23 protein-coding genes are annotated in these 22,133 nt (G+C 46.3%); 7 read left to right on the top strand and 16 right to left on the bottom strand.

The genetic code is table 11. The features are described from left to right. Positions 1–77: 77 nt before the first annotated feature. The 12 genes from ACWPAB_RS02185 to ACWPAB_RS02130 all read right to left on the bottom strand — a co-directional run bounded on the left by ACWPAB_RS02185 (position 78) and on the right by ACWPAB_RS02130 (position 8,411). Positions 78–1,466, bottom strand: coding sequence for an amino acid permease (locus tag ACWPAB_RS02185; RefSeq protein WP_016381730.1), 1,389 nt, complete (start codon positions 1,464–1,466; stop codon positions 78–80). A 138-nt stretch (positions 1,467–1,604) separates the two neighbouring features. Continuing rightward, a complete protein-coding gene (locus ACWPAB_RS02180; RefSeq protein ID WP_003564414.1) occupies positions 1,605–2,063 on the bottom strand; it encodes a hypothetical protein in 459 nt (152 codons plus the stop codon). Positions 2,064–2,281: 218 nt separating this feature from the next. Continuing rightward, positions 2,282–3,292 (bottom strand): class I SAM-dependent methyltransferase, encoded by a 1,011-nt coding sequence (locus ACWPAB_RS02175; RefSeq protein WP_003569719.1) that lies wholly within the window; start codon positions 3,290–3,292, stop codon positions 2,282–2,284. A 102-nt stretch (positions 3,293–3,394) separates the two neighbouring features. Continuing rightward, positions 3,395–3,727, bottom strand: coding sequence for a hypothetical protein (locus ACWPAB_RS02170; RefSeq protein ID WP_003569717.1), 333 nt, complete (start codon positions 3,725–3,727; stop codon positions 3,395–3,397). Next, positions 3,711–4,172 (bottom strand): type II secretion system protein, encoded by a 462-nt coding sequence (locus ACWPAB_RS02165; protein WP_003569716.1) that lies wholly within the window; start codon positions 4,170–4,172, stop codon positions 3,711–3,713. Before ACWPAB_RS02165 ends, ACWPAB_RS02170 begins: the two co-directional genes overlap by 17 nt. Then, complete coding sequence (locus ACWPAB_RS02160; protein WP_003569715.1) at positions 4,132–4,368, bottom strand: hypothetical protein; 237 nt, start codon at positions 4,366–4,368, stop codon at positions 4,132–4,134. The genes ACWPAB_RS02165 and ACWPAB_RS02160 overlap by 41 nt, the downstream gene beginning before the upstream one ends. A 44-nt stretch (positions 4,369–4,412) precedes the next feature. Next, entirely contained in the window at positions 4,413–4,853 is a 441-nt protein-coding gene (locus tag ACWPAB_RS02155) for a hypothetical protein (RefSeq protein WP_003569714.1), read from the bottom strand. Continuing rightward, positions 4,850–5,173, bottom strand: coding sequence for a type II secretion system protein (locus tag ACWPAB_RS02150; protein ID WP_003564402.1), 324 nt, complete (start codon positions 5,171–5,173; stop codon positions 4,850–4,852). The genes ACWPAB_RS02155 and ACWPAB_RS02150 overlap by 4 nt, the downstream gene beginning before the upstream one ends. 2 nt (positions 5,174–5,175) lie before the next feature. Next, the gene (locus ACWPAB_RS02145) at positions 5,176–6,129 is read right to left on the bottom strand and encodes a type II secretion system F family protein (protein WP_003587543.1); all 954 of its coding nucleotides are present in this window, start codon (positions 6,127–6,129) and stop codon (positions 5,176–5,178) included. Continuing rightward, positions 6,126–6,992, bottom strand: a complete 867-nt coding sequence (locus tag ACWPAB_RS02140; protein ID WP_003569709.1) for an ATPase, T2SS/T4P/T4SS family — start codon at positions 6,990–6,992, stop codon at positions 6,126–6,128. Before ACWPAB_RS02140 ends, ACWPAB_RS02145 begins: the two co-directional genes overlap by 4 nt. A gap of 125 nt (positions 6,993–7,117) precedes the next feature. Continuing rightward, the gene (locus ACWPAB_RS02135) at positions 7,118–7,849 is read right to left on the bottom strand and encodes a YebC/PmpR family DNA-binding transcriptional regulator (RefSeq protein ID WP_003564397.1); all 732 of its coding nucleotides are present in this window, start codon (positions 7,847–7,849) and stop codon (positions 7,118–7,120) included. Between the two features lie 70 nt (positions 7,850–7,919). Next, positions 7,920–8,411 carry a VanZ family protein gene (locus tag ACWPAB_RS02130; protein WP_003587541.1) on the bottom strand — a complete coding sequence of 164 codons (492 nt, stop codon included), beginning with the start codon at positions 8,409–8,411 and terminating at the stop codon, positions 7,920–7,922. Positions 8,412–8,485: 74 nt separating this feature from the next. Here ACWPAB_RS02130 and ACWPAB_RS02125 point away from each other — a divergent pair, with 74 nt between their 5' ends. Both ACWPAB_RS02125 and ACWPAB_RS02120 read left to right on the top strand, forming a co-directional pair. Then, entirely contained in the window at positions 8,486–10,291 is a 1,806-nt protein-coding gene (locus tag ACWPAB_RS02125; RefSeq protein WP_003569705.1) for a M3 family oligoendopeptidase, read from the top strand. 89 nt (positions 10,292–10,380) lie between these two features. Further along, on the top strand, positions 10,381–10,521 hold the full coding sequence (locus ACWPAB_RS02120; RefSeq protein ID WP_016383098.1) for a hypothetical protein: 141 nt from the start codon (positions 10,381–10,383) through the stop codon (positions 10,519–10,521). On the opposite strand, the gene glmS is transcribed toward ACWPAB_RS02120, so the two are convergent. From glmS to cdaA, 4 genes are all read right to left on the bottom strand, one after another. Beyond that, positions 10,499–12,310, bottom strand: a complete 1,812-nt coding sequence (gene glmS / locus ACWPAB_RS02115; protein WP_016381157.1) for a glutamine--fructose-6-phosphate transaminase (isomerizing) — start codon at positions 12,308–12,310, stop codon at positions 10,499–10,501. The two genes, ACWPAB_RS02120 and glmS, sit on opposite strands and share 23 nt — an antisense overlap. 315 nt (positions 12,311–12,625) lie before the next feature. Further along, entirely contained in the window at positions 12,626–13,990 is a 1,365-nt protein-coding gene (gene glmM / locus ACWPAB_RS02110) for a phosphoglucosamine mutase (protein WP_003564385.1), read from the bottom strand. Between the two features lie 21 nt (positions 13,991–14,011). Then, positions 14,012–15,097: a CdaR family protein gene (locus ACWPAB_RS02105; RefSeq protein ID WP_003569703.1), complete on the bottom strand. Its 1,086-nt coding sequence runs from the start codon at positions 15,095–15,097 to the stop codon at positions 14,012–14,014. Then, positions 15,094–15,951 (bottom strand): diadenylate cyclase CdaA, encoded by an 858-nt coding sequence (cdaA, locus tag ACWPAB_RS02100; RefSeq protein ID WP_003564381.1) that lies wholly within the window; start codon positions 15,949–15,951, stop codon positions 15,094–15,096. The genes ACWPAB_RS02105 and cdaA overlap by 4 nt, the downstream gene beginning before the upstream one ends. 263 nt (positions 15,952–16,214) lie before the next feature. On the opposite strand from cdaA, the gene ACWPAB_RS02095 reads away from it, so the two are divergent. From ACWPAB_RS02095 to ACWPAB_RS02075, 5 genes are all read left to right on the top strand, one after another. Next, entirely contained in the window at positions 16,215–16,949 is a 735-nt protein-coding gene (locus tag ACWPAB_RS02095) for an ABC transporter ATP-binding protein (RefSeq protein ID WP_003569702.1), read from the top strand. Beyond that, positions 16,939–18,078, top strand: a complete 1,140-nt coding sequence (locus ACWPAB_RS02090; protein WP_003590309.1) for an ABC transporter permease — start codon at positions 16,939–16,941, stop codon at positions 18,076–18,078. Before ACWPAB_RS02095 ends, ACWPAB_RS02090 begins: the two co-directional genes overlap by 11 nt. Positions 18,079–18,115: 37 nt before the next feature. After that, a complete protein-coding gene (locus ACWPAB_RS02085; protein WP_003569700.1) occupies positions 18,116–18,760 on the top strand; it encodes a TetR/AcrR family transcriptional regulator in 645 nt (214 codons plus the stop codon). 103 nt (positions 18,761–18,863) lie between these two features. Next, the gene (locus ACWPAB_RS02080) at positions 18,864–21,656 is read left to right on the top strand and encodes a cation-translocating P-type ATPase (RefSeq protein WP_003569698.1); all 2,793 of its coding nucleotides are present in this window, start codon (positions 18,864–18,866) and stop codon (positions 21,654–21,656) included. A gap of 218 nt (positions 21,657–21,874) precedes the next feature. After that, positions 21,875–22,069 carry a hypothetical protein gene (locus ACWPAB_RS02075; RefSeq protein ID WP_003569696.1) on the top strand — a complete coding sequence of 65 codons (195 nt, stop codon included), beginning with the start codon at positions 21,875–21,877 and terminating at the stop codon, positions 22,067–22,069. Positions 22,070–22,133 lie beyond the last annotated feature (64 nt).

Below are 22,133 nucleotides of genomic sequence, written 5' to 3'. Positions count from 1 at the left end.
ACTCAAAATTATTTTCACTTTTATATGAGTCCTCAAGTATCTTTTCCGTTATTGAAGCGAGTGCTCACTCAATCAGATTAAATACCGTCTTTTGTTTTGTCTTCGTGAGCTTTATGATCAGCGTGCAATCGGCGCAAGGTGAATAATGTTGCAATCCAGATAACCGCAAAGATCAATGCGGACAGCATTGCCCGATCAAAAATCATAATCACAGCAGTCAGCCCTAAAAACGCCAAAATAAGATAATTTGAATAAGGATAAAATGGCATTGGAAAATCCGTTCCGCGCGGATGTTGTTTCTTATAGCGCAAGTGAGCGAGGACAATCATGCCCCAAACAAATAAAAAGCTGATTGTAGCAACACTTGAAACCAGTGCGAAAACAGACTCCGGTAAAAAAAGGTTCAAAATGACAGCCACAGCAATGGCTCCTGTTGAAATCATAATGGCCCGCGCTGGCACTTGTCGCCGAGACAGTTTAGCAGTCCAACGCGCGGACTTGCTTTTACCAGTTAATGTCAGTGAGAAGAGTAATCTGCCAGTGCTGAAAATAGATGAATTGCAGGCAGATGCTGCCGCTGTCAACACCACAAAATTAATAATGTCGGCGGCGGCTGGAATCCCGACATTACGAAAAACCTCGACAAAAGGACTATTAACGGGTGACACATCGCGCCATGGGTAGATGCACATAATGACAAACAATGCGCCAATATAAAACAGTAAAATCCGTATCGGAATCTCATTGATCGCTTCTGGAATCACTTTATGCGGATCTTTGGTTTCACTAGCAGTCAACCCGACCATTTCGATCCCGACGAAACTAAACACCACCATTTGCAGCGACATTAGAAACCCGCTCATTCCTTTTGGAAAAAAGCCGCCGTCATTAACGAGGTTGCTTAGGCTGGCATAGCCAACAGGCGTTTTATAGTGCACAAACAGCATAAAGACGCCGAGCGCAATTAACCCAATAATGGCCACGATCTTAATCAAGGCAAACCAGAACTCCGCCTCACCAAACAACCCAACGCTAACCAGATTCATTAGCAGCAACACTGCCAGTGCAATCAGGCCCGGCAGCCATTGAGGAACTCCTGGCAACCAGAATCGAATGTAGAGACCGATCGCTGTCACTTCGGCCATGGCGACCGCCACCCAACAAATCCAGTAGGTCCAGCCAGTCACCCAACCAGCATCTTTTCCCATATATTGGCTAATAAAATCAATAAACGTATGTGAATTCACATCGGACATCAGCAGTTCACCCAATGCCCGCATAATTAGAAAACAAATCCCACCTGTGATGAGATAAGCTAGTAAGATGGAAGGCCCAGCGGTGTGGATGGATTGACCAGATCCTAGAAAAAGGCCTGTCCCAATCGTTCCACCAATCGCAATCAGTTGCACGTGTCGGCTTTTCAAGTGACGCGCTAGTTCGGGCTTGTCATCTTTCTTGGCTTGCATGCTCATCCTCCTATAAACGTGTTAACCCGAAAAAAATCAGGACATAACAGGTTCTGTCTTTGCAAATGCAGAAATATCCCAGCTCTTTGAATCGTATCAGAAAAAATTATACACCATTTTCAGAAAACGCCCAACTGATCACCCTGTCACGATTTGAATCTGTTCTGGTGGCATTTTATCGACCAAAAAGCTTTGTAGATCTGTTGGCGACTGGCGAAACTGCAGTTTTAAAACCGTCACTTGACCGGCTTGCGCCAATAGCAGCGTCCCCCCAGCATTTGCCTGTAAAACAACGCCAGAAAGATTCTGATACAATCGAATGCTACCAAGCCCGCCAATCATCGCAGCATCAGCAAGACCCTTCTGCCAGCAGGCAAAACAGATAAACATAACGACAATAAAGACCCCGCTGACAAGATCGTCAAAATGTTGACTTTGCTGCAAGGTCAACACCAGAGAAAAGGCTGCCACCGCAAGATACAAAAGGATACGCCAGACTTTTGGTTGCGCATGTATCCGAACTTGAATGATATCAAAGATGGTCACACCAACTGAAATAATTGCAATCAGCAGGTAGGCCACGCTTAATAATGACATATTAATTCTCCTTAAGTTTGATAACCCATTCTAACCGATTCCAGTTTAAAAAGGCAGTGGCGACCGGATCAGTAAAGTCTATTCTAACGTCCTAAATCCTGTGACAGCAGCCATACCGCCTTGCTATCACAAGATGAAAAGTGTTTTGAAATGACAAAAAAAGCTGACAAGACAAGCGTTTGTCAGCTCTCCTTTTTCGTTACTTAAAAATCAATCAATCACGCAATATTAGCAGCTGCCCAATCCTTCACTTTGTCAATAAACGTGGCAAAAGCATCGCGGTCATTTAGATCCGGAAATTGGCCTAACAAGATCTGCTTAGCACGTTTGACATCCGGACTCGGTTTCTGTAAAACCAGCAGGCTCTTCTCCGCCTTTTGGTCAGCAAAGAAATCTTCCGGCAAATTCAATAACCCTTGGAAGTAGGTCGACTTCGCCAGCCAAGCTGTCAGCCCCGCCGCTTCTTCAGAACGGAAAACCTGACTCGGCACATAAAACAAACCCAGTCCTCCTGGCTTCAAGACCCGCATACTTTGCTCGATTAACAAATGATGCGCATAAGAATGTCCCTTGGCCGCCGCGGTCTCAAATTGCTTGGCGCGTTCGTCAACCGGGTAGTAACCAACTGGCAAATCAGAAACAACAACATCGATGTCTTTAAACAAAAGATTATCTAAGGCATCCTGATGAAAAAGATCAACATCTAACTGTTGCAACGTACTGCTCATGCCGGCAACTGCCAATAAGGTTTCGTCATTATCAATGCCGTAGCCTTTGACTGCCACCTGACGCGCATTGTGGAGCTGATTCATCACAGCAAATAAAAGGTTCCCCGTCCCGACGGCCAGATCGGCAACTTGCATCTTTTTTGGCAGATGTTGCGCAAAAACCGTCACCATAAATGTCGCAAGACTGGCCATGGCATCAGGCGTGACTTGCTTATTGGGTTCAATGCCATCTACCTTGATTGCCTTAACAAGCACTAATTGAATGGCTTGACGAATCTCTTCCGGCTCATAGGTGGCGAGTTTGATCTGATCAAACAACGCTGTTAGCTTCTTTTTAGCTTCATCGTTGGGAACACCGTCTTCTTGCATGACGTTGCCCGACGCAAGATCCTCTCCCGCCTCAATAACAGCAGCAATAAAAGATGTTTTCAATTGTTGATGCAAAATTGTCGTGCTTTCATCCAAAACATTGTACAGCTTCTCTAGATGTTCGTGGGCCAAGATGCTTCCCCCTATCAATACGGTTTCAGGCCTAAAAAACGATGCGTGCAGGTGCTGGTCATCGCCGACACTCCGCTTACCAGTGTACCGATTGAGAAAAGCTTATTCAAGCGCGTGAATCCCTGATTGAGTTGATTCAAGCTGTTCCTTAGTCGCTTCTTTGGTCTCACCAATCGCTGGCGGCGCTGATCGAATAGCTGATGTATCAGATTCCTTGCCAGCTGAAGTCGAGGAATCAGCCTCGCTTTTCGATTTATCAGACATCTGTTCTCGCCAATGGTTGTATGCCTCCGTAAATTGGCGCTTTTCTACCTGTTCAAGCACCTGATAACTTTCCTGCCAATCACGAAAACGTTGCATCGCGCCAACAGTCAGCATTAGGAGTAAAGCAAACAGTATCAGTGTGTTGATCAAAACACTACCGCGTATCTTCATCGATTTGCACCCCACCGTCAATCTTCTGCGAAGTCGTCAAATACAGACGATAGCGAAAGCCTTGAGCTACCTTGCTAAAATTGACACCGGTTAGATGCGTAAATAATGGCATATGCCCATTTTCAGATCCCATCACACGAACCATACCGCGAAAATGTTTGGTCTGATAAAAATTGATCGTGTAAGCTTTCTCGGGACTTCTCACCCTTACCGACATTAAGGCCACAGACCGCAACTTTTTATCTCGTACAAACATTTGCAAGTCATGCTCTGCTTGCAATGACGTGATTAGCACATGGTCTTGAAGCGTGAACCGCGTGACATGCAATAAAACCGGTCGCCATAACAGCATGACCGCCGCAAGTAAAATCAGGCTGACCACCACTTCAATTAAAGTAAAGCCTTTAAGGCGTGAACGTATATGTTGATCGACCCTTTTGGGCATGCGCCTTTACCTCCTGCGTATTGACGGTTACTTGCCACACATCAGGTCCAACTTGAACCGTCGTCTCTCCGCCTCGTACTGGCAAATGAACAAGCGCCACCCGTGCCGCATAATAGGCCGTCGTTCGCTGTCTGGATTCAACCACAACTCGGTCATATAACCGCACTAACACCATTAACCAACCAACCGCCAGCAAGAGCACCCCCAGAGCTGCAAGATGTTCAATTAACAAAGAACCTGTTAATGTTTTGGTACTTTTTGGAATAAGAACCGCCCCCATTCAAACTGTAGGGTTATATGCCAGTAATAGCCGTCTTGACTGAGAAAATTTACGCTGCGGTTGCCTTTCAATTTACCTGATGGTTCTCTCGTCGTTTTTGTAGGAATTTTATCGTCATATTTCAAGGATGGCGGAAATGGCAAAATTCGTTTTGAACCATTAAAAAGACTAAATGTCACCTGACGTGCCTCATCATTGACAGACATGGTGCCAATTTTATGCGTGGCATATGCCTTCATCCCCATTGATTCCCATTGTTCCCGCATAGTTTCGATAAACTTGGTCTCCTGATGACGGCGAATCACACTTTGCCCAATAGGAACGGCTGCCAGTGTTAAACCCGCTAGCACAACCAAGACCGCCACCACTTCAAGCATCACAAAGCCACGCAGCCGTTTCAAGGAACTTTAAATTTCGGCGGATTGTCACCGCTCATCGTTGCCTTGCCTTTTTCCAAGTCCTTCGCCTGCGCATCGGTAATCACGCCTTCTCTGACTAAATCAGGAATTGTTTTAAGTGATTTCTTGTCAGCATCCGGCTCGTTATAGGCCATTTCAATTTGTGAATTCACAGTTGCCACCGTAGCTTTTAGATTCTGACTTTCAACACGTTTCATTTGCCCTTGGATTGTCAAAACCAAAGCTAACGTCAATAAAATAATGACCCCAAGTGCTGCAATCACTTCAATCAATGTAAAAGCCCGTAATCGTTTGCGTCGCATGGTCATCCTCCGAAAGATTGATAGAGTGGTAAGAGAATTTGCAAATAAACCAGTAAAATTTCGCCACCAATAAGCAAAAACAGCAATGGCTGCACCAAGTTCACCAGTCGTTCTAAACGTTGCTGCAACTGTAAAAATAGTTGTTCACCAAAAAGTTTTAAGCCGGTCGCCACTAAGTGATGTGTCTGGCCCATTGTCAATAAACGGGCAACTTCAGGTGGCACAAAGGCTTCATGTAACGCATCGGCCAACTCAGCCCCTTGTTGAATCTTTTGTTGAATGCGTGCTCCTAAATCACCCAACGGACCGCCAACGGTTATCAAGTGTCGGCAAAAGTCGGCAATCTCAGCACCTGCCAGTAAGAAGTGGGCGGCTCCGGCTGTGAACTGAAACTGATAGTACACTTGCATGACGCCACGGACACCAGGCAATCGTTGTAAGAGTTGCAAGCGTTGAGCCAACGTCAGTCGATGCCACCCGAGCCATATTAACAACCCGGCGGCTAAGCCCCCACCCATGGTCATTAACTGCGTATGCACTAAATGCGATTGTGGTAACGCCAAGGCTGGCAACACGCCAAACACAACGACCACTTGCAAGGTAACAAGCATGCCCAGTAACACAAGTGGGTAAATTAACAGTTGACCAATCCGCTGACGATTCCGCACTCGCAAGCCTAAGTAATCACCAGCCACGGCCAATGCCTTTGCCAAATCCCCATGAACCTGTGCTAGTTGCAGTTGTTGAAAGAGGATGGGAGCTAATGCCTGATGGCCAACTGCTTCTGGCAATCCGATGCCAGAAGCCAAATCCGTTTCGATTCGTTCCCAAATTCGCCGGTATTTCGGTATACTCACACGCAAATAAGCAAACACATCCGGCAAACTAAAACCAGCAGCAATTAACGCAGCGCTTTGACGGCAAAACCGTTCCTGAATCACCAGCGGCATGCTCACGAAACCACCTCCTGATCAGCTTGCCCTACTTGCTTGAAAACCACGACTTCCGCCACTGGGTGAATCATTGGCCGATACTGCAAACTGATCGCCGCACTCGCCGTCAATGCCGCCGCTACTAACTCATCCGGCAAGCCAAAACTGCTCAGCCTTAAGGGTGTATCCGCCGCTGATCGGGCATGCACGGTCGCTAGGACAATGTGACCGCTAATCGCCGCTTCGCAAGCACTTTGCGCTGTTTGTCGATCACGAATTTCTCCAATCAGCAAGACGTCTGGTCGATGGCGCAGCGCCGCCTTCAGTAATTGCGGATAGGTCATGTCTGCCTCCGGATTGACTTGCAACTGTAAGAATTGCGGCTGATTGATCTCAACTGGATCCTCGATCGACAAGACCATTCGTGATTCCGCCAAACGCGTCGCTAACTGATAGAGTAATGTCGTTTTTCCTGACCCAGTCGGCCCAGCTAGGGTCAGCATGCCGCGTTTCTGCAGTAAAATACCCAACAGACGATCTAACAGATGACGTGCGCCTGCAGCATCTGGAATGCCTTTGATTATGCGAACTACCAGTGATTCACCACCGCGAAAGTCAGCCACTGAACTTAACCGTAAAAAAGCTGCTGATTCCTTTTGATAAAAGGCTCCCAATTGAACGCGGCGATGTTCGGCAACATTCATGCCCGCCATAAATTTCAAGTAATTAATTTCTTGCTGCCCACGTTTGCTGTCTCGCTCGGCGATTGTTACCAAGCCCGTCGGTACCCGTAGGCGAATCAAATAACCTTGCGGACTAGGCAAATAGTAAATATCGCTAGCACCCTTTTCCAGCGCAATTGTCAAAAGCTTATTCACCGATTGCATCGTTTTTCCCCCTGTATTAAAAGAGTTCGCGAGCGTCATATATCACCCCGTCCTCTTTACTATTTTGGGCAGAAAAAAAGACGAGGATTTTCCCTCGTCTTGATCACTAGCTATCAATCGATGCATTAATCGTCTGGCCAGTCGCCGGCTGTGTAAACTTCCTGCACATCATCGTCGTCTTCCAATTGATCAATCATAGCTTGGAATTGTTCAACTTTATCTTCTGGAATCGGGGTCAGGTTTTGCGGAACCATTGTCAGTTCGTTTTGGACAAACTTGTACCCTTTTTCCTCAAGCGCGTCGCGAACCTGAGCAAATTCTTTAGGATCGGTGTAGATTTCAAATGCCTCATCTGAAGTCTGCATATCTTCTGCACCGGCTTCAAGCGCATCTTCTAGCATCTGATCTTCGTCAACATCAAGGTCATCACGGCTAATCACCAGATAACCTTTTCGATCAAACATGTATGAAACCGCACCAGCAGCTGCCATGTTCCCACCGTGTCGGGTGATCGCCACTCGTACGGTACTGGAAGTCCGGTTGCGATTATCGGTCAAAGCTTCAACCAAAATCGCCACACCACCTGGCCCATAGCCTTCATAGGTCACTTCGTCATAGTTGGCCGCATCACGATCACTTGCTTTATCTAAAGCACGCTTAATATTGTCTTTTGGCATATTGGCAGCTTTAGCTTTGTCCATGACTAAACGAAGGGAAGGATTACCACTGGGGTCAGGACCACCTTGCTTTGCTGCCATGTATAATTCACGTGATAATTTCTGGAAAATTTTACCACGTTTCGAATCCTGAGCATTTTTACGGCCCTGAATGTTATGCCATTTGGAATGTCCTGACATGATAAACCCTCTTTTCGTAAGTTTAGGAGCATATGAATCGCTAAAATTATAGCAAAGATCGGCACTTTATTCAATGACGCTTCTGCCGCCATAACCATAACCACATTAAGGTCACGGCCACAGCCGCAGCAGCAGTATCGAGCATCACATCTTGGAAAAGCGGTGTCCGCCCGCCTGTCAGCATTTGATGAAACTCGTCAAATGCCGCAACACCGGTACAACTTAAGACCATTAGCGGCCAATGCAGCCAACGATTTTTCTGATACATAAACGTGCCTTGTGTCAGACCAAGACCTAATAGGAAAAAGATGCTGACATGCGCACCTTTGCGAATGAAAAATTCAACAAATTTAAAATAACCTACCTCAGCAATTGATTGCTGTTCACCCGCATAATTAAAATGAATATCACTTAAGGCTTGCTTAAACGGTTCATTGTGTAACAAGCGTTCCAATAACGGCACCGTTGTTTGCTCTTTGTAAGTCATACTGGAACTAAAGAACAAGACAAACAAAAGGACTGCCGCCAGCCACAACCCCCAATGTTTTTTAAAAGACGTCACAAACTTCTACCTGCTTTCACTCAGACTTTTCTCATCTACGGTATAATAAAGCTATTTCGAAAGGAAGTGCCAATATGTCTTATCCAATTAACTGGAACCTCGATTCGATTTTCCCCGGTGGTATCGACTCACCGCAACTTGCCGACCGAATTAGCGATGTGACGGCCAAATTGCCTCAACTGGAGTCAAAAGTAGCCGCTTGGGCCCCTGACCACGATGCTCCTGAGTTTACCGATTTCATCACACTTTGGCAACTGCTGGAAGACATTGGCAAAGGCCTCGCTACTACTAGCAGCTTCGTCGAGATGATTGCCAGCGCTGATACAGCTAATCTGAAAACCGGGCCTGTTCAAGGTCAGCTCACGACACTTTATACCCGTTTTCAAAACATTAACAACCCGCTGGCCAAAAAACTCGCAGCCATGTCACAAGCAGCTTTCGATCAGCTAACGACCACATCAGCTTTAAGCGCTAGTCGTTTTGGCTTGCAAGAAATGCGCGACCAGGCAAAGGAACTGTTAGATGATCAAACCGAAACGATGATTAACGATCTGGCAGTCGATGGTTTTACTGGCTGGAGCGATCATTACACCACCTTGAGTGGCAGTCTTAAGTTCCCAATCACACAAGATGGCAAAACCACAGAGCTTAGTGCTGGCCAAACCCAGAATAAATTCGAAGGCGATCCTGACACTAAAACGCGTGAACAAGTCTTTAACGTTTGGGAACAAACGTGGGACGATCATGCCAGTCTGTTTGGTGAGACCCTGAATCACATTGCCGGCTTCCGGCTTACGAATTATCGGTTGCATCATTATCCGGATTATCTTTTCAAGCCGTTGCAATACAATCGCATGCAACGTGCCACGCTGGATCAAATGTGGCACACCATCAGCGCCAACAAACAGCCTTTTGCTGCTTACCTCACGCGCAAGGCCGAATTAACTGGCAAGCCAACAATGCCATGGTATGACCAATGGGCGCCAGTCATCGTGGGCGATTTTCAGCCAAAGACCTATACCTTCGATGAGGCCGCCGAATTTATTGTGAACAACTTTGCCAAGTTCTCACCTAAAATGGCTGCCTTTGCCAAACAGGCATTTGAAAATGGCTGGATCGAAGCTGAAGATCGGCCAGGCAAGCGCGCTGGCGGTTACATGACCAGCGTCCCAGATGTCAAAGAAAGTCGTATTTTCATGACCTTCGATGGTTCAGCATCTGGTGTTTCCACCATTGCCCACGAATTGGGCCATGCTTTCCACAGCAGTATTTTGAAAGATATGCCGCTACTGCGTCAAGATTATGCAATGAATGTTGCCGAAACTGCATCAACTTTTGCAGAATTAATCGTTGCAGATGCCACAGTCAAAGCAGCAACCTCACCGGCTGAGAAACTTAATTTGTTAGACGCTAAAATGGCCAATCCATTGGCGATGCTGTTAAATATCCATGCTCGCTTCCTGTTTGAAGACAGTTTCTATCAGGAACGGGAAAAGGGAATTGTCAGTGTGCCACGACTGAAAGAACTTATGACGACTGCGCAACAACAGGCCTATGCAGGTGGTCTAAGTTCTTTTGATCCCATGTATTGGGCAGACAAGCTGCATTTCTACTTCGACAACCCACCGTTCTACAACTTCCCTTACACTTTTGGTTATCTGTTCTCTAGCGGTATTTACGCAAAGGCCCAAGCATCTGATAATTTTGAAGATGATTACATTGCTTTGTTGCGGGATACGGCGAATATGACAACAGAAGCACTAGCGAAAAAACATCTCGGGGTTGACTTAACGCAACCGGATTTCTGGCAGCAAGGCATTGATTTAGCCGCCAAAGATGCGCAACAGTTTATGACTTTGAGTGAAGGTTACTTGAAATAAAGTTCTTCCCGATTTGCAACGTGTCACTTAGCGCACAAATACTTAATTTGTGCTTATTAAAAAAGTGTTGCATCACGAGGATGCCCGTGATGCAACACTTTTTTATATACATGGATCACGATCCGCTACAACGTCAGACACCAAGCTGGGGATTGAATCCACATCTTGACATGAATGACACCGATCACCAAATGAAATTCTTAGCGATTATTCAACGGTCACTGACTTAGCCAGATTACGCGGACGGTCAACATCGTAACCACGATCCGCACTAGTAAAGTAAGCCAAGAGCTGTGCCGGGATAATCGTCAAAAGCGGTGCAAGTAATGGATTGATTTCATCGACAACGATTTGGTCACCATCTTGGGCTTGACTAGCCATTGCGATATGAAGCACCTTGGCACCGCGAGCTTGCACCTCGTCCGCATTGCTGCGAGTGCGCGCTGCTGTAACCGGATCAGAAATGATTGCAACCACTGGCGTATTCTTTTCAATCAAAGCAATCGTACCATGCTTCAATTCACCAGCTGCAAAGCCTTCTGCCTGAACATAACTGATTTCCTTGAGTTTCAATGCTGCTTCCATGCTGGCATAGTAATCATCGCCACGGCCAATGTAGAAAGCATTGCGCGTGGTCTTGAACATGTCAGTTGCTAGTTCATGGATGCGATCCTTTTGGTCAATCAAAGCCTGCTGACCAGTTGCTGCCAACCCAAGTTCATGGATCACATCGAAGTCCTTAGCAGCCTGCAATCCTTTAGCCTCGCCGACTGCTTTCGATACGAGCGCTTCAACGGCGATTTGTGCCGTGTAAGCTTTGGTAGAAGCAACCGCAATTTCTGGGCCGCCATGCAACTGCAACATAAAGGTTGCTTCACGAGCAAGCGTTGAGCTGGCAACGTTTGTGATCGTTAATGTCTGATAACCGCGTTCCTTGACTGACACAAGGACCTGACGGATATCAGCAGTTTCCCCACTTTGGGTTAGGAAAATGAACAGTGGGTGCTTGGACAACAGTGGTTGATGATAGGCAAACTCAGAAGCAACATGCACTTCTGTCGGAATACCTGCCAATTGTTCGAACAAAGGTGCACCGACTAAACCGGCATGATAACTGGTACCAGCCGCAACGATATACAAACGATCAGCTTGCTGTAAAGCTTTCAGCAAATCTTCTGGCAAAACGATGTTGCCATGATCATCGGTATACTTTTCGACCAAACGCCGCATAACGATTGGCTGTTCGTCGATTTCTTTAAGCATGAAGAATGGGTACGTACCTTTAGAAACTTCACCATCATCAACTTTAACGGTGAATGGCTTACGTTCCTCAACTTTGCCGTCAATCGTTTCAATGTGAATGGCATCAGCCGTCAAGGTCACGATTTCCTGATCCTTCAGTTCAACAAACTGATCGGTTTCACTAAGCATTGCCAAGGCATCAGAAGCCACCACATTAAAGCCTTTACCACGGCCAATCAGTAATGGACTCTTGTTTTTAGCAACATACAGCACTGTTGGGTCAAGGCGATCAACCATCGAGAAAGCATAAGAACCTTGGATCATTTTCAAGGTTTTGCGCAGTGCTTCCTTAGCAGACAGACCTTCGCGGGCAAACAAGGCAATCAGCTGAACAACAACTTCGGTATCCGTATCACTCTGTAATTCAATGTCTTGCAAGTACTGCTGCTTCAGTTCGTTAGCATTGGTCACAACGCCGTTATGCACCAGATAAAACCGTTCGTCATTGGAAACATGCGGATGGGCGTTGGCTTCGGTAGGGCCGCCATTGGTTGCCCAGCGCGTATGGCCAATCCCCATAACGCCTTGAACATCAGGCGTAACCGCTTCTTCAAGATTGGAAATGTGGCCGACGCGCTTAATTAAATGATCATGGCCGGCTTGGTCATTCACGTAAATGCCGGCTGAATCATAGCCGCGGTATTCCAACTTCTCTAATCCCTTAAGCAAGATGTGCGTTGCATTCTTTTTACCGATAACGCCAACGATTCCACACATAGTCAACATCCTTTTCATTTTTGTCTAAAAATTGGTTTAGACAGATTTTTTTATTGGTATTGTTGAAAGCAAAGCTAACTATAGTTTTTAATAGGCTATATGTCAACACCATTTTTTCACTGGTATACTTGAAACATATATATTGGTCTATATTAATTTACCCAATTCTTATGCACACTGGCTTTGAGATTTTATGAACGCGCTTTCAAAGTGTGCCAATTGCGAATGCTATCACCAGACAAAAAAACCGAGTTGTCGATGAGACCCGTGACAACTCGGTTAAAATAAAGTTTAAATTTTTGATAAAGACAGCAGCTAATCTTCCTTGCTGCCCATTTCTTGCTTCACCACATCCACGATTTGATCCACATAACGGGAAACCAAATCTTCGGTTTTGGCTTCGGCCATGACCCGCAACAAAGGTTCAGTGCCTGAAGGGCGAACCAGAACACGGCCATCACCGGCCATTTCTTTTTCGACGGTATCAATGGCACTTTGGATTTCTGGATAAGCTTGCCAATTTTCCTTGTCCGCAACTTTCACATTAACCAGTTTCTGCGGATAGTCTTGAACAGGTGCGGCTAATTCAGACAACTTCTTGCCGGTTTTCTTCATGACATTTAACAAGTGAATGCCTGTTAGCATGCCATCCCCGGTATTGTGATAATCAAACAAAATAACGTGGCCAGACTGTTCGCCGCCAATATTATAGCCATCTTTGCGCATGGCTTCGACAACGTGGCGATCACCGACGGCCGTTTGCACGGACTTCATGCCATTCGCTTCTAATGCCTTATATAACCCAAGATTACTCATAACAGTGGTGACGACAGTATCCTGCTTCAGCCGGCCCTGTGACTTCATATAACTACCGAGAATGAACATAATCTTGTCGCCATCAACGATATTGCCTTGTTCATCAACTGCGATACAGCGATCACCGTCACCGTCAAACGCGAGGCCAACATCAGCACCTTTTTCGACGACAAATTTCGATAACGCCTGCGGATGCGTTGAACCAACGTTAGCATTGATATTAAGCCCATCTGGACTGATTGCCATTGTATCAAAATCGGTCTCAAGATCAGCAAAAATTCGACTAACTAACCCACTCGTTGCACCATTTGCGCCATCCAAGCACACATGAATGCCACTCAGATCATCTGCCAAGGTTTGCTCAAGAAATTGGGTGTACTTGAGTGCGCCTTCAGGATAATCGTCTACTGTACCTAATCCTTCAGCAGCCGGCCGTGGAAGTTTGTCTTCTGGCGCATCCAGTAAGGCTTCAATTTCTTCTTCAGTATCGTCAGACAATTTGTAGCCGTCCGCTCCAAAGAACTTGATGCCATTATCGGCAACCGGATTATGCGACGCCGAAATCTGGATACCAGCATCGGCGCCTTGAATCTTGATTAAATAAGCAACAGCAGGCGTTGTGATCACGCCTAAATCCAGCACTTCAATCCCAACAGAAAGCAAGCCAGCAATTAAAGCATCAGCCAACATCTGCCCTGAGATTCGTGTATCGCGAGCAACCAAAACCAATGGGCGTCGACTCGCATCTTCTTTGTGCTGCGTCAAAACATAGCCGCCTGTCCGCCCTAGCCGGAAAGCCATTTCCGGACTTAGTTCCTTGTTTGCAATGCCACGAACGCCATCAGTACCAAAATACTTTGTCATCTTAATTCTTCCTCATTTCTTTCAGCCATTATTGTCGCTTGTTGATGTACTTGAGTCTGATTCACTGGCACTCGAGGTGCTTGCGGCGCTCGAACTCGAAGTACTGGCGCTCGCTGTTGAACCGCCATTGTTGTTATTATCATCATTACCAGTGTTGCCAACACTAACCGTCACTTTAAGTGATTTCGGACTAGCAGCAGAAATGCCATCATTCAAATCAGTCACGTTGTAAGTCCGAGTTGTCGTCGTGCTAATACCGCTGACATCGACGTCCACGGTTAATTTACTCAACTTGTCCAAACTACTTTGGTCTCCGTATACGGTAACCTGTTTTGTGTCAGAGGACAAGACATACGTGCGTCCTGGCACGGCATTCCCAGTTTGTTTTAGCTCCACGGTAAGTTTCTTGCTAGGTTGAGAAATCGGTAAGGTTACATGAACAGTCTGCGGTGCCAACACAACATTCATCGTATTGCCGTTCTCATCAAGCGCCTGTAACAGCACCTCTTGGTCAACCGTACTCCGGGTATTGTGCGACAGCGAGACATTTGCCACAACCTGTGCGATCGAGTCAATCACGGATCGTGCGCCAGTGACATCCACTGTTCGCGTCGACAGCTTTGGCTCACCAGCTGCATACCCGGATGCGATACTGGCTTTATTATAGCGAACCTGAATCGGCATCGTCTTATTGTCCCGAACCTGAATGTCAACGGTCACAGATTTAGGCGAAATCGAATAACTCAAATCCTTATTCAAACCTTCTGCCTTCAACCGAACACGATGCTTGCCAACACCGAGTTTGGTAAGATCAGCAATGATCCGAAAATTTTGGGTGTTGGCGGTCATCGTGACTAATGAAGCCGTTCCTGTCAATGCAACTGAAACTTTTGACGGATAACCGGTAATAAAATACTTGTCCGTGTTGGCATTTACCTGTAACGGCACTTTCACGGTCTGGGTTTTGTTGGCAACCAAGGTTGTATCATCATTTGCACTTTGTCTGGTGTTGTTGATGCTTTCAACGTTGACATAAGCAAAAAGCCCAATCGCGAGAAGCAGAGCCAACAACCGATTAACCCATGGATTATCCCATAAGCGATTCATTGCTTGCCCTCCTTCTTTTTACGTGACTTAAACCGGCGCGAAAAGAAACTGACAACTGGGTTCGGATTCGGCGCCTCTTCTTTTGGCACTAACTGCGCCGTCAGAAACTTCATATAGTCATCACGCGTCAAATTACGAATCAGGTTGTTGTTATTTGTGATCGTCACTTCCCCAGTTTCTTCAGAGACAACGATCGTCAACGCATCGGTCACTTCACTGATCCCGACAGCAGCACGATGGCGCGTACCAAGTTCTTTAGGAATGAGATTGCTGTCAGATAAAGGTAAGTATGCAGCCGCAACCGCAATTCGATTGTCCCGAATGATCACCGCCCCATCATGCAACGGCGTATTCGGTATGAAAATGTTGATCAGCAGCTCTCCACTAATATCAGCATCCAAGGGAATACCTGTCTCAATGTAATCCTCCAGCCCGGTACTCTTCTGGATCGTCATTAAGGCCCCGATCCGGCGCTTGCTCATATATTGAATAGCCTTATCAAGTTCTTTGACCATCCGTACTTCGACTTCGTGCTGGTTATTATTCGACCGAAAAATCAAGGAACCGCGACCTAGGTGCTCAAGGCCACGCCGAATTTCCGGCTGAAAAATAATAACCAGTGCTGGCACACTCCAAGTAATAACCAAATCAGTTAAATAACCGACCGTCTTCAACTGAAGGAACCAAGAAATAATCTTGATCGCAGCAATGACAAAAACGCCTTTCAGAAGCTGAACCGCTTTTGTACCGCGAACAAGCATGATCAAACGATAAATGACATACCAGACGACGAGGATGTCAACCAGATTGATCAAGGTGGACCAAGTTAATAAATTTGTCAGATAGGTGCGCATCCGCGTTCCTCCATTATGGTTTAGAATCAAACTTCTGAATAATTATACCACGAGGTGTGCACAGGCGCGGCCAGAAACGGGAGCATAAGCGGTTTCAGTCGCTATAACACAGCTTGAAGCAGCTTTTAGATGCCATCCTTTTGACAACAATCCGATTGATTTGGCTGATGACTTTTAAACTTTTAGTTGCTTTTACCCCAAAATTGGCGATAATGGCAGGTGAGTGAGCACTCACTATATTATTGAGAAAGTGACGCGATAATATGCAAACAAATCAAGCTGTTCAGGTCAGCGCCCTCACCCAAGGCTATGGTAAACAGATCGTGCTTAAGGACATCAACTTGACCTTAAATCATGGTCAAATTCTTGCTTTAATCGGTCCTAGCGGTGCTGGCAAAACCACTTTAGTCAGTACCATTATGGGTATGTTGCGCCCACGCACCGGACAAGTCAGCGTTTTAGGGCAAGCCGTGCCGAATCGCCCCCTACTCGCGAAAATCGGCTTCATGGCTCAGACTGATGCCTTATATGAAAGTTTAACCGGTGCCGAGAACCTGACATTTTTTGCCAAAATGCAAGGCGTCCCACACGCGCAGATTACCAAACAAATGGCTTATGCTGCTAATGTCGTCAATCTGCAACCGGCCTTAAAGCAACCAGTTAAGGATTATTCAGGCGGGATGAAGCGCCGATTATCGCTCGCCATCGCCCTCATCAGTCAACCGCAGCTGTTGATTTTAGATGAACCGACCGTTGGCATTGATCCTGAGCTGCGCCAACAAATCTGGTATGAATTGCATCGTCTGGCGGATCAGGGTGTCGCCATTATTTTAACGACCCACGTCATGGCTGACGCCGAAGAAGCGGACACGTTATTGATGATTCGCAACGGGACTGCCATTGCCCAAGGGACACCGGCACAATTAAAGGCAGATTATCAAACGGACTCGATTGAAGCGGTCTTCTTAGCCGCAGGGAGGCAGCAAGATGCGCATTGAAGCGTTGATTAATCGGATTTTAAAAGAAATGCTCCGCGATAAGCGCACGTTAGCCCTGATGTTTATCGCGCCTTTATTTATCATGACGTTGATCTTTTTTCTTTTTCAATCCAATACGGACACCAAGGCTGATTTGGCAGTTCATGGTGTTGATTCGTCACTAACAAAGGCGATCGATACCAAACACGTTCGATTGCATCAGGTCAATAATGACCAACCCATCGCATTAATCAAGGCTCATGATTATGCCGGTGTGCTCACGCAGGATGGCGATAAGCTGACCCTGACGTTGGCCAACGCTGATCAAGGAAAAAGCGCGATTCTGAAACAAACCTTGCAAGCCGCTTCTATCAAACTAAAAATGCAAGCCGCAGCCACAGGGCTTAAGATCCAAGCAACCACCTTACAAAAGCTTGCGACAGCTCTCAAACAGGCCACGCGCGGCGCAGCCCAGATTCCAGAACCCCATCAACCAAAAACACCGAGTTACACGTTAACAACCCATTACCGATATGGCTCAGCCGACTCAACTTACTTTGACACCCTGTTGCCGATTTTAATGGGATTCATTGTCTTCTTCTTTGTCTTTTTGATTTCGGGCATCGCTTTGTTGCGCGAGCGGACCACTGGCACCTTATACCGTTTACTGGCAACGCCGGTTCGCCGCGGTGAAATCATTAGCGGTTACCTACTAGGTTATGGTATTTTCGCCATTATTCAGACATTGCTAATCGTTGGTTATTCCTTGATCGTATTCAAAATTCAAATTCTTGGCAGCATCCCCGCCATCTTTTTGATCAATTTACTATTAGCGTTCACTGCCTTGGCACTGGGCTTGTTGGTTTCAACCTTTGCTAACACTGAATTTCAGATGCTGCAATTCATTCCAATTGTGGTTATTCCCCAAATTTTCTTTACGGGATTAATTCCAATTGATCACATGCTTGGGTGGCTGCAACCCATCGCTCACATCATGCCTTTATACTATGGTGCTAATGCCTTAACCGGTATTATCGCCAAAGGCCAGTCGCTTGCCGTCCTCTATCCGGATGTGTTGGCTTTATTCGGATTCTTCCTATTATTTCTTGGATTAAATCTACTCACGATGCGAAAATACCGGCAAGTATAAAGTCGAGCAATTTTTATTGAAGGGAAGCGATCTCGCGATGCACACACGTAATATTACCGATTTGTTTTCCGCTTCACTTGCCAAAAGCAATCTATCCGCTAAACAGCAAGCCGTTTTAAAGGCCAGTTTAGCGTTATTTGCTAGTCAAGGCTTTGATCGCACTAGCACTAAAGAAATTGCTGAAACGGCACAGGTCAGCGAAGGCACAGTTTACAAGCAGTTCAAGACGAAAGATGGGATTCTTCAGGCGCTACTAGCCCCTATGATTCGCCAAGTAATGCCAAACGTATTAACCGAGTTTGTTAATGAAGTTGGTGAACAAGATTTGCCCGACTTACACACTTTTTTAACGTTCATTGTTCATGATCGTATGCAGTTTGCCATTGCTAATCAAGCCCAGCTACGGGTTTTAGCAGCCACTGTTCTTCGTGATGCTGCCTTAGGACAAGAGCTCGCTGAGCAATTCAACCACGAGTTATCGGGAAAAGCCGCGCGCCTTTATGCAACTTATCAGGCTAACGGACAATTGGTGGATTGGCCATTTAACCGAGTCCTACGAGCCATTTTTGGAACCGTGCTTAGTTACCTATTACCACTCATTATCGGTGAACAATCCGCTTTTGATCTCGAAACTGCCGTTCACGAAGCGGTTGAATTCTTAGAACGCGGTCTCCGCGCCTAAGCCGAAAAGTTTAATTACTTAAAAACAGCACTTTGGGTGTTTTCCGCCGCTCAGAACGTTAGAATGAAGCTAAACATCTTTATGAAGGAGACGTGCTTAAGTCATGAAAAATGAAAAGGAGACGCGGCGCAAGTTTGCAACGGATCCCGTCCCGGATCTGATGACGGATTTGCACACAACGTCAACTGGATTAACGCAGAAGGAGGCCGACGACCGCCTAGAAAAATATGGGGAAAACGTGATTACTCGGGAAAAGCAACAATCACAATTACTCATTTTCCTCAAAAATTTCACAAGCGTGATGGCCATTCTGTTGTGGGTCAGCGGCTTTGTCGCCATCCTGTCAGGCACCCTCGAATTAGGGATTGCCATTTGGCTGGTCAATATTATCAACGGTGTTTTCAGCTATTGGCAAGAACATGAAGCTCAAAAAGCAACTGACTCGTTAATGAAAATGCTACCGGCTTATACGCAAGTTTATCGCGATGGCAAACTGCAACAAATTAATGCAACCAAAATGGTACCTGGGGATGTTTTCAATCTTCAGGCAGGCAATGCGGTTCCGGTTGATGCGCGCTTGATTAAGGCCACTTCGGTTCAAGTTGATCAAAGTGCCCTGACTGGTGAATCGGTACCTGAATCAAAAAAAGTTGCCTTTGATGCTGGTCAAGGTGAGTTCGCGGAATCAAACCTTGTTTATGCTGGCACTACTGTTGGCGCTGGCACGGCAACTGCAGTGGCATTTGCCACGGGGATGAATACCGAGTTTGGTCGAATTGCGGCGTTAACGCAACAACAAAAACCAAGTCTGAGTCCCTTACAATTAGAGCTAAATCGTTTAACCAAACAGATTTCACTGATTGCTATCGGTCTTGGTCTGGTATTCTTCGTTTCGGCAATCTTCTTTGTCCACTACCCTGTGGCTCAAAGTTTCATTTTCGCCTTGGGTATGATCGTAGCCTTCATCCCTGAAGGCTTGTTGCCAACAGTCACATTGTCCTTGGCTCAAGGCGTTCAACGCATGGCCAAAAAGCATGCGTTGTTAAAAGATCTGAATAGTGTTGAAACCTTAGGCGAAACCACGGTGATCTGTTCAGATAAAACCGGCACCTTAACCCAAAATCAGATGACCGTGGATCACATCTGGACACCTGCTCATTCCTTCACCGTTACTGGCCAAGGCTTCGTGAATAATGGCCAGATTCAACTGGACGGGAAACCCATTAAATATGGCACCGATGCCGATCTGGATTTGCTGATCCGCTTAGTTGCCTTCAATAATGATACTGAAGTTGAGCCGTCAAAAGGCAGTGCTCGGCCGAAAATCCTAGGTACCCCGACTGAAGCCTCACTGGTCATTTTGGCCCAAAAGTCCGGCATTGATACCAAGGCATACAGCATTAAGTATCCACGCCTGAAAGAGCTGCCGTTTGATTCAGATCGGAAGCGTATGACCACCATTCATCAACATGACGATCACACCTTATCAATTTGCACCAAAGGCTCGCTGAGCGATTTGCTGCCGCATTGTGACACTATCCAAGAAAATGGCAAAGTTCGGCCACTGACTGAAGACGATAAAAAAGCGATTGACGATGCCAACCGCAAATATGCTTCCCTCGGCCTGCGTTCCATTGCCACCGCTTATCGTGAGGTGCCTCAAGAAACAGATAAAGAAAAACAACTTGACGGCCTCACAATCGACACGGCCGAAACCAATTTGACCTTTGTTGGCTTAGCAATCATGTCCGATCCGCCACGTCCGGAAATTTACGAAGCCATCAAGAAATGTCACCGTGCCAGCATCAAAATTATTATGGTTACCGGCGACTCTTCCTTAACAGCTAAGTCCGTCGCGGTCAAAATCGGCCTCACTTCTGACAAAGCGCGGGTTGTCACCGGTGGCGAACTCGATTCAATGAGTAAAGAAGATTTAAAAAAGGCACTTGCTGGCGAAATCATTTTCGCACGGGTCGCCCCAGAGCAGAAATACAAAATCGTCTCAACCTTGCAAGAAATGGGCGAGATCGTTGCTTCTACCGGCGATGGTGTCAATGATGCCCCAGCCTTGAAAAAAGCCGACATTGGTGTTGCCATGGGCGTTACCGGCACCGATGTCGCCAAGGATGCCGCTGATATGATCCTAACCGATGATAACTTTGCCTCAATTGTTGCCGCCATTGAAGAAGGTCGAACCGTTTACAGTAACATTCAGAAATTCCTGATCTACATCTTGAATTCTAACTTGCCTGAAGCGGTACCTTCAGCCTTATTCCTGTTCTCACGTGGTGCGATTCCGCTCCCGTTGACTGTCATGCAAATTTTGACCGTCGATCTTGGCACCGACATGATGCCAGCCTTAGGTCTTGGCTCTGAGAAAGCGGAACCTGGCATCATGGACAAGCCACCGCGAGCACGCGATGCCCACCTCATGAGTAAAACCGTTCTCTGGAAGGCGTTTGCTTGGTATGGCCTGATTGCCTCAATCATTTCAAGCGGTGCCTACTTCTTCGTCAACCATCTCAATGGCTGGCCGTTGAAGGGTCTGGCAACCAGTGGCAACACTTACGTCATGGCGACTACCATGACCTTGGCCGCCATCATCTTCTGTCAGATTGCCGCAGCGATGAACTGCCGAACCGAAAATGCTTCTGTTTTCAAAGCCGGTCTTTTTGCTAACAAACTCGTTTGGTTCGGGATCGTCTTTGAAATTTTCCTATTGGCACTTCTCAGCTATACCCCATTCTTACAGGAACTCTTTCACACCGGCCCACTCGCCCCAACGGATTGGATCTTCTTGGCTATTATTCCAATTCCGCTCTTCCTCATCGAAGAAGGACGCAAGTGGCTCAATCGACGCCGATTGGCTGCTAAGAAAGTCGATGTTGTTGATTAGGTAATAGCGGTTAATATGAACAAAAAGCGATCCGTCCAAAAATAGGCGGATCGCTTTTTATTGTGTGCGAAGTGGCGTGCATTAAATCGCCATAAAGCCGAAAGATCACTGCCCCTATGTTAAAAAATGTAACCAAAATTTTCAGCTTCATGTTATCCTTTCTATAAGATAGAAAGCATTCTCATTGGCAACTTAAACTACTACTGGAGGTTAAATTGATGCAAACAAATAAAGTTGTTGGTCTAAGTTTTGTTGGAGGATGGTGCGTGATGTTTGCCAGTGCAGTTGTATGGTTTGTCATTCGGAATGGCTTTATCGCTTCCATATTGCTCGATGCTTTAGGAATTGCAACACTTGGAACTATATTTTTCGTGGTCGGTTATTGGTTGATTAGTCACAAAAATAATCACTGAAAAGACACAGCTAATACTGGCCCATTTTACCGTGACGCGTGATACCATTAAACAATCTTATCAT

The organism is Lacticaseibacillus sp. 30, from assembly GCF_053819265.1.
Note: the sequence above shows the minus strand (reverse complement) of the source record. Positions and strands in the feature narration are given on the sequence as shown.